Here is a 6,000-nt window from a genome sequence, read left to right on the forward strand (position 1 = left end):
CCGATTAACGAATGAAGAGGCAGAGAGGACGCAGCGCCGCTTTGGCAACTGCCAGGGTCAGACCATCACCGAGGGTGAGCTGACTGCCCAGCACCTGGCCGGTCAGGCGAAGTGGCGCGCTTTTAGCGCCATCGGTGGTGTCGACGTCCTGGTCGAGGATCACTTTGGGCGTCTGGGAGCCGTCTTCGGCAGCGGCCTTACACAGCAGGTACTCACCAGATGCGGTGACTTGACCCAGCACAGCACCGCGCAACAGTTGCTGGCCGGCGGCGATGACGCCGGAGTCCATCACAACGGGGAAGTCGCCCGCCTCGATCTGGGAGGGCGTGAAGGTGTTAGTGATAGGGTTTGCCATGAGGGGCTCCTAGTTAGCGGCGCGAGGCGCCAGAAACGATTGCGCTGACAGCGGCCTTGCGCTCTCCAGCTGGACCGCCTTCGGGCGGGGTGCTGCCGGTGACGCCTTGCGCATCACCCTTGATGCCAGCTAGCGAGATGCCGCGATCTTGCGAGGCCTTGAACAGCACCAGCGCAGTGGCTTCAACCGAGCTGCCATCATCGATCGCCGCACCGATCTCCTTCTCGAAGCCCTTCACGGCCAGGGCGTTGATGCCCTTGATGCGCTCACGCTCAGCCGTGGCGCCCTCGGCGCGAATCGCTGCGGTATCAGGTTGATCGGCCTGGGCGATTTCGATGGTGTTGGGGTCGGTGCCAGCTGCAATGGCGGTGCGCAGTTCTGCCGTGGTCTTGACGGTGGTCATGGTGTTTGTCCTTGGGAAAGTAGTGGCCGGCTTGGCCAGTTCGGTGATCAGGGATTCCAACGAGCCCACGCGATGGGCCAGGCCGTGCTTGACGGCGTCCGCTCCAACGCGGATGCCACCGTGGTCGCCCATCTCGGGCACCTTTGCGGCTTCCACGCCGAGGTTTCGGGCTACCTTGCCCTCGAAGACTTCGGCCATCGCATCGATGGTCTCGCCCATCTTGGCGCGGCCTTCTTCTGTTCCGAGGTCGGGGCGCTTGTTCGGGGCATTGCGGCTGACGATCTGATAGCGAGCTCGCCCGGCCTTCTTTTCGTCCTCGATCACAGCCTCGACCACAACGCCGATGCTGCCGGCCAGGCTGGCCTCATCGATGACGATTTCATGCGCCGCCGATGCGACCCAGTAGGCCGCGCTGGCTCCGATGCCGCCGATGTACGCGGCGATCCGCTTGCGGGACCGGCCTGCGTAGATCATCTCGGCCAGTTCGTTGATGCCCGAGGCAACGCCACCAGGGCTGTCGATGTTGAGCACGATGGCCTTGACCTTGGGGTCGTCCAGGGCGCGCTGGATATCGGTGGCCAGCACCTGGGTGCTGGTGGCACCGCTGATCTCGGTGAACAGGTTCGCGTAGCGGAAGATCGGCCCTATGACCGGTACCACCGCCACGCTGCCACGCATGGTGACGCGCCGGGTCTCGTCCAGCCGCTCGCCGCGCTTGGTCGCCAGCGCCACCGGATCGCCCATGCGGTCGGAGATGGTCAGCAGGTTGTCCAAGGCGTCGGGCATCATCAGCCAGGGCTGAGAGGCAGCCAGCTCAAGTGCTCGAGGCATGCTTATTCCTCTTTGGGGTTGTTTTCAGGCGGAGACTCAAGCCCGCTCTTGGGCAGGGCCTGCATGTTGTGCTCACGGCGGTAGGCGACCTCGCGTGTGCGCTGACGAATAACCTGCTGCCAGGGCTCACCCGTCATCGCCGCCGTTTCCAGCGTCTCGTTACTGACACCGATCTCGATGCGCTTGCCTGCGGCGTTGGCTTCCTTGAGCTCGTCAATCGCACCTCGGGCCGGCCCAATCCAGATGGCCTGGCAATAGGCTTTGCGCCTGGCTGAGTCGCTGTAACCAGGTAGGTCAATCAGCCCTCTGGCCACAGCCTCATCAATGACCAGCTCACGGCTTGGCTGACAGAAGTCACAAGCCAGCCACCAGCGGCGCAGGCTGTAGAAGCGCCAGGCCTGCAACATGGCCGCCCGAGCGGCGCTGTAGCTGCTGCTGTAGTGCAGCAACAGCTCTTCCAGCGGCAGCTCCAGCGCAGCGCCGATCTCTTTCACCACTGCAGTGAAGAACGGATCGAACTGGGCGTTTGGCCGGCTGGGGTTGGCGATCATCGGTTCCTCACCGACGCCCAGATCAACAATCGCACCCTCGCCCAACGCGATTGCACCATCAGAGGTGTCATCGCCGCCGGGCTGCTCCTCCGTCAGCGCGGACATGGGCAGGTTGTTGTTATTGAAGCCGTCGCTCTTCTTGATGAATACGGTGAACATCGCCGAGATCACCGCCGCCATCAGCTCAGCGCTGCTGTACCGCTCCAACTTCTGAAGCGGCTCCAGCACCGGCGACAAGTAAGGCGCGCCGCGCTTCTGCCCTGGTCGCTCTTTGTCAGCCATGACGTGCAGCACCCGGCGGCGCCCGGTTTCAGCACCGAACACGGCCAGCCGTTCCCACTGAAGCGTCTTGCCGAGCAAATGCTCGCCGGGATAGCCGGTGCATACGTGGTACGCAACTGGCGCGCCCAACCCGTCGAATTCGACTCCTTCCACCAGATCTGCCCGGTCCATGCCGCCGTTCGGGTTGCCGACGCGGTCGGATTCGATCAGTTGCAGGCGCGTGCTGAAGATGCAGCCAGGCCGTTCTTGATCGGGACTGGCAACGAATACGTCGCCGGCCACCATCGACGACACAAGCACCAGGGCCTGCAGCTGGTAGTGGTTGAGCGAAGCTTCTGCATCACACTCTCGCGGGTCATCGGCGTACAAGGACCACAACCGGTCCAACTGCGAATTGAGCTGCTCGGCCTCTTCCTCGGTCAGACCCAAGGCCTCATGATCGACCTGGGCGCGGCAGACCAGCCCGGTGCCCACCACGTTGGTGCGCAATCGAGTGATCGCCGCTCGGGCGACCAGGTGGTTGCGCATGGCATCACGGGAGCGGGCCACCAGCATGCGGCGCTCGCTGTGGTTGAAATCGCGCCGAGGGCTACCCAAGCCAGGAATCCAGCTGGCCACGCTGCGCAGCACTCGGGAAGCGCCACGCCAACGGGTTTCAATACCACCGCCGCCGCCCTGGGCGACAATCTGCTGCCCTTCAACCGATGCCCTGGCCACGCGGATTGCTTCCGTCATCAGCTGCTCAGCAGCCGAGTCCCGCTTTCGGAACGGCCACATAGTCAGATCCCCACATAAGAAACGCGGTTGCGTCCACGGCCTTGCCGGGCTGCAGTCTCTGCTGCGACATCGGCGGCATACTGCCTTTCCAGCAAGCGCAAGCTGTTGAGCTCGGCCAGCTGGATCTCACGATCCTGCCGACGCAAGCGCTGCCCGTTCTTCAGGACGCGAGAGATCGCCGCCCGGACCTCATCAAGGCGTTGTTGTGCATCTGTCATGGTGAACCTCGGTTAGCTGACGCGGCTCCGAGTACCCCTACCCCGCGCAACTGCGCGGCGGGGAACCGGCGCCACCGCCTGCTCAGTTGTGAAGAGGGTGGGCTGAAGCAGTTGCTGCTCCAGCTGGTCCCACTCGTAATCGCGCAGCAGGTGTGTTTTCAGGCTGCGAGCTGCGTGCAAGGCGTACACCTCGCAGTCCAGGGCTTCGTTGCGCCGACCGGCCTTCTTCTGCCAGACCATCTTGCTGGGGTTGCGCGGGTGCGGGGCCAGTACCTCGTTGGTCACCTGCTCGTAGTAATCCGAGCGGATTTCGCTGTACCAGTGCATCCGCCCCGGCCCAGCGCCCTTGAGCTTCATCCGGCCATCGATCAGCGTCTTGGCCTTGTGGGTGCCAACGATGAACACACGCAATCCGTATTTCGCTGCCTTGGTGTTGTCCTGGCTGGTGTCCGCAGACTGGGCCGGCTTGGTGAAGATTTCCCGGTCTCGGCTGTCGATGGACGCGCCCTTGATCGCCATGATGTTGAAGCGCTGGCGGTCTCGAACGTAGGTGTACACGGCATCGCTGGTATTACCGTCGGAGCTGTCGATGCTGACCGCCGACACGGCGAGCTGGGCGCCGCTCTCGGTTGGGATCGGGGTTGCGATGATCTTGTCCAGCTCAGTCCACACGGGGTCGTGGGGGTCGATGGGGTTGCCTGGCAATTCACCCCAGTACAGCCGCCAAGACTCCTCACCTCTACCCCAACCGACGATGACCAGGGCAAGACGGTCGCCCTGGACGTCAACGCCTACCGTGACCAGCAGTGTGCCCTTCGGCGCAGTTAGCTCGGCATAGGGCTCGGCGCGCTTCTCCAGCTCGTCCGTCTTGGGTGCGTCGCTCTTGTACTCATAGCTTTCGCCCATCGAACTGTTGGTGAAGGCGATCATTGGGCCTATGTTGCCCAGCCGCATGGCGTGTTCGGCCTGCAGCTTCTTCTCCATCAGCACCTCGAAACGGGAGCCGTGAAACGTCGCATACAACTCGTTGAGGATGTATCCGGCAATGCCACGAAATTCGGCAGTAGCCTCCCAGCGCCCGTGCTTCAGATTGGCGTTCTTCTGGTGGTCATCCCAGATCTCCCCGCAGTGCGGGCATGCGTAGTAAGCCGTTTCCGGTCGCCGCTTGCCGTACACCTCGTGGAAGTAGTGCTCGTCCTCGTCGCAGTGCAGATGGTCGAAGCTCAGTGCGTGAGACTGGCCGCAGCCGTGGCATGGGACCAAGCCCACGCGCTTGTCGGACAGCTCAAGCTCTGCGTCGATGGCAGAAAGGCCTTTGATGGTAGGCGTGCCGCCAATGATGATCTTCGAGCGCCGGAAGGTCTTCAAACGCTCCTTCGCCAGCTTGATGCTGTCCCCCTGCCCCCGCAGGTTCAGGTTGCAGTCGTCGGGCTCTTCGATGGCCACCTTTGGCACCGGCGTGGACTTCACACTGGCCGGGCTATTGGAGCCGACCATTTTGAGAAAGCCTCCGGGGAAGCGCTTGAAGTCCTGTCGCTGCTGCAGCTTGCGGCTACGCAGGTCGACTTTCTTCCGCAGCCGCTTGGTGGCCTCGATCATCGGTTCCAGCTTTTCCGCGACGTACTGCTTGGCCGCTTCAGCCTTGGGGAACAGGATCAAGATGGGTGATGGCTCGAGGTCGATCCACTTGCCAATGGCGTTGCCCAGTACTCCCGACGTCCAGGCCACCTGAGCCGACTTGCGACCGACGATCTCAGAGACGTTCGGGTCATCCAGTGCCTCGAGTGGTCCGCCTGGCCAGATCAAGTGCGGGGTAATGTCGAAGCGATACTTACCTGGTGCAGCCGATTCTTCGGGCGCGAGCCAGCGAAATCTGTCGGCCCACTCGACGATCGTCATTTTCGGCGGGGGCGCCCACTTGCGGCAGACGCGCGCCATCGCTTTACTCGCCGATTTCTTCAGAGCCCTCCTCGTCGTCCGACTCGTCAGGATCCCCAGCGAGATCGTCGTCCTCGTCATACGCGGACAACCTCCTCAGTATTGATTCGATGGGCTCGCGGATCAGCTGGTCATCGACCTGCATGCCGTACTTGGCCGACAAGGTCGCCGCCAGCTCATCAGGGAAGGTATTGAGCAGCTCGATCTTGGCAGCGGTGATCACCGCTTCGAAGCGCTCAACCATTTCGGCCTCAATCACCACCTCGCCCAGCTCGCGAGCCAACGCGATTTCCTCGCGGTCACCGCGCAGGCGATCGAGACGATCTCGCGTCGATTCCTTCTTGCCGTTCAAGGCGGCCTGGCGCATCAGCCACTCGATCACCACCTGGGTGTCGTACTGGTTTTCGTTGCCACGGCCTACGCCGAACTCGATCACCGGCATGCCGTCCTTCTGCCAACGGCTCAGGGTCCGTTCATCACGGCCGATGATCTCGCCCAGTTCAACCTTGCTGACTGTCTTGCCCATCACTAACTCCTTGAAAAGACGGACATCCCTGCAAGAATTTCAGCTGCAGAGAAACCGCGAGTCTGCACACCCGTGTAGGGGGCGGCCCGGTGGAAGGACCCAAAAATCGGCAAATGCCG

General features: G+C 62.7%; 6 protein-coding genes. All 6 read right to left on the bottom strand.

The window, feature by feature from the left end; genetic code table 11:
* Positions 1 to 4 precede the first annotated feature (4 nt).
* The 6 genes from L6D75_RS14605 to L6D75_RS14630 are packed head-to-tail and all read right to left on the bottom strand — an operon-like array spanning position 5 to position 5,881.
* On the bottom strand, positions 5 to 355 hold the full coding sequence (locus L6D75_RS14605) for a head decoration protein (RefSeq protein WP_236193649.1): 351 nt from the start codon (positions 353 to 355) through the stop codon (positions 5 to 7).
* 13 nt (positions 356 to 368) lie between these two features.
* Complete coding sequence (locus L6D75_RS14610; protein WP_236193651.1) at positions 369 to 1,589, bottom strand: S49 family peptidase; 1,221 nt, start codon at positions 1,587 to 1,589, stop codon at positions 369 to 371.
* Between the two features lie 2 nt (positions 1,590 to 1,591).
* Positions 1,592 to 3,199, bottom strand: a complete 1,608-nt coding sequence (locus tag L6D75_RS14615) for a phage portal protein (protein WP_176518280.1) — start codon at positions 3,197 to 3,199, stop codon at positions 1,592 to 1,594.
* Positions 3,200 to 3,201: 2 nt separating this feature from the next.
* On the bottom strand, positions 3,202 to 3,417 hold the full coding sequence (locus tag L6D75_RS14620; RefSeq protein WP_145181818.1) for a hypothetical protein: 216 nt from the start codon (positions 3,415 to 3,417) through the stop codon (positions 3,202 to 3,204).
* A 12-nt stretch (positions 3,418 to 3,429) separates the two neighbouring features.
* Positions 3,430 to 5,355 carry a phage terminase large subunit family protein gene (locus L6D75_RS14625; protein WP_371872007.1) on the bottom strand — a complete coding sequence of 642 codons (1,926 nt, stop codon included), beginning with the start codon at positions 5,353 to 5,355 and terminating at the stop codon, positions 3,430 to 3,432.
* A 4-nt stretch (positions 5,356 to 5,359) separates the two neighbouring features.
* Positions 5,360 to 5,881, bottom strand: a complete 522-nt coding sequence (locus L6D75_RS14630) for a terminase small subunit (protein ID WP_176518281.1) — start codon at positions 5,879 to 5,881, stop codon at positions 5,360 to 5,362.
* Positions 5,882 to 6,000: the final 119 nt, after the last annotated feature.

Origin of the sequence: Pseudomonas faucium (assembly GCF_021602585.1) — a bacterium.
In the GTDB taxonomy this organism is placed as follows: domain Bacteria; phylum Pseudomonadota; class Gammaproteobacteria; order Pseudomonadales; family Pseudomonadaceae; genus Aquipseudomonas; species Aquipseudomonas faucium.